Source organism: Colwellia sp. 6M3, from assembly GCF_014077595.1.
Taxonomy (GTDB): Bacteria; Pseudomonadota; Gammaproteobacteria; order Enterobacterales; family Alteromonadaceae; genus Cognaticolwellia.
Genome location: NZ_JACGWF010000183.1, coordinates 1 through 1,643 on the forward strand (window position 1 = coordinate 1; position 1,643 = coordinate 1,643).

Genomic DNA, 1,643 nt, shown 5'->3' on the forward strand with positions numbered 1-1,643 from the left:
TTATTGGTAATGTCTTTGTTGAAATTTTTGATGAAGAAGCAAATAAACTCAGTAACGCTAAATGGTTAGCACAAGGTACTATTTACCCTGATGTTATAGAGTCAGCGGCATCTGCTACTGGTAAAGCCCATGTGATTAAATCTCATCATAATGTTGGTGGTTTACCTGATCATATGAAACTTGGCTTAGTTGAGCCTTTACGTGAATTATTTAAAGATGAAGTACGTAAAATCGGTTTAGAGTTAGGTTTGCCTTACGACATGTTATATCGTCATCCTTTCCCTGGACCAGGTTTAGGTGTGCGTATTTTAGGTGAAGTTAAAAAAGAGTATGCTGACTTATTACGTCGTGCGGATCATATTTTCATTGAAGAGTTACACAAGCATGACTTATACAAAAAAGTAAGCCAAGCATTTACCGTATTTTTACCTGTACGCTCTGTTGGTGTTATGGGGGATGCGCGTAAATATGACTGGGTAGTAAGTTTGCGTTGTGTTGAAACTATCGACTTTATGACGGCTCGTTGGTCACATTTACCTTACGATTTCTTAGGCTTAGTCTCTAACCGTATTATCAATGAGATTGATGGTATATCTCGAGTTGTTTACGATATATCAGGGAAGCCACCTGCGACAATAGAATGGGAGTAACTTTACCTTAAGTTTGTTAGAACATCTAATTTCGGCGTTGGAGGTACACATTTAGTAAACTAGGCTCCGTGCTACCGCTTTGAACTTGAAAGTTCTACCTGCGTTTAAGCGTGAAGTTAGGTAACAATAGATTTGTCGATTGTTAGTGCTCACATAGTAAACTAGGTTTCGTGTTACCGCCTTGAACTTGAATGTATTACTTGTGCTTAATTTGTAACCTAACAAATACCATAAAACCCTGAGCTTTAAACCTTGGGGTTTTCTATATATAAATTGTAATGGAGTTATGATGACTATTGAAAGATTAGAAACTAAACCTCGCATGAGCCGTATTGTTAAACACAATGGTACGATTTATTTGTGTGGTCAAGTATGTGCGGATGCAACTAAAGGTATAACCGAGCAAACACAAACAATGTTAGATAAGGTTGAAAGCTTATTAATCCAATCAGGTAGTTCAAAGCAACATATGCTTTCAGCCACTATTTATTTAAAAACTATGGCTGATTTCTCGGCAATGAACGCGGTCTGGGATGCATGGGTTCCAGATGGGTACGCACCATCACGAGCTTGTGTTGAAGCTGCAATGGCGAGAGATATGCTGCTAGTCGAAATAAGTGTCGTTGCCGCTGAAATATAGGGTCGTCTTTAATGTATTAATGCTATAACTGCTTTGAATAATAACGTGCAATTAAGCATTTTAATTTTCTTTTTGTTATAAAATTTTTTTGATTGCTTCTATAGATTATCAAGTGTTCTTCTATTATTAACTTTTAAATAGTGTGCTGTTTGTTATTTGATCATGTTGCGGTTGTTTTTTGAACGGTGTAGTTACTGTAAGCCATTGCATTTTATAGATAAAATTGTCAGGTTATTTTACAGGTCGGATTAGTTTGTTTTTATCAAAAAATGTAACTTATTGTATTTTAAGTTTAATTTTATATTGGCTTGTTTTTTGCTGATTGTTGTTTTGTATACATTTAATTTACATTT

The 1,643-nt window shown here is 35.5% G+C and carries 2 protein-coding genes; both read left to right on the top strand.

Features of this window, described 5'->3' with window-relative positions:
• Positions 1-650: glutamine-hydrolyzing GMP synthase (gene guaA / locus H4J50_RS18860; RefSeq protein ID WP_182257689.1), on the top strand; the 650-nt coding region annotated here is incomplete at its 5' end.
• A gap of 289 nt (positions 651-939) precedes the next feature.
• A complete protein-coding gene (locus tag H4J50_RS18865; RefSeq protein ID WP_182257690.1) occupies positions 940-1,290 on the top strand; it encodes a RidA family protein in 351 nt (116 codons plus the stop codon).
• Positions 1,291-1,643: the final 353 nt, after the last annotated feature.

Bases quoted from the DNA above. Each gene is read 5' to 3' on its own strand.
- H4J50_RS18865 (WP_182257690.1), top strand. From the start codon at position 940: ATGACTATTGAAAGATTAGAAACTAAACCTCGCATGAGCCGTATTGTT.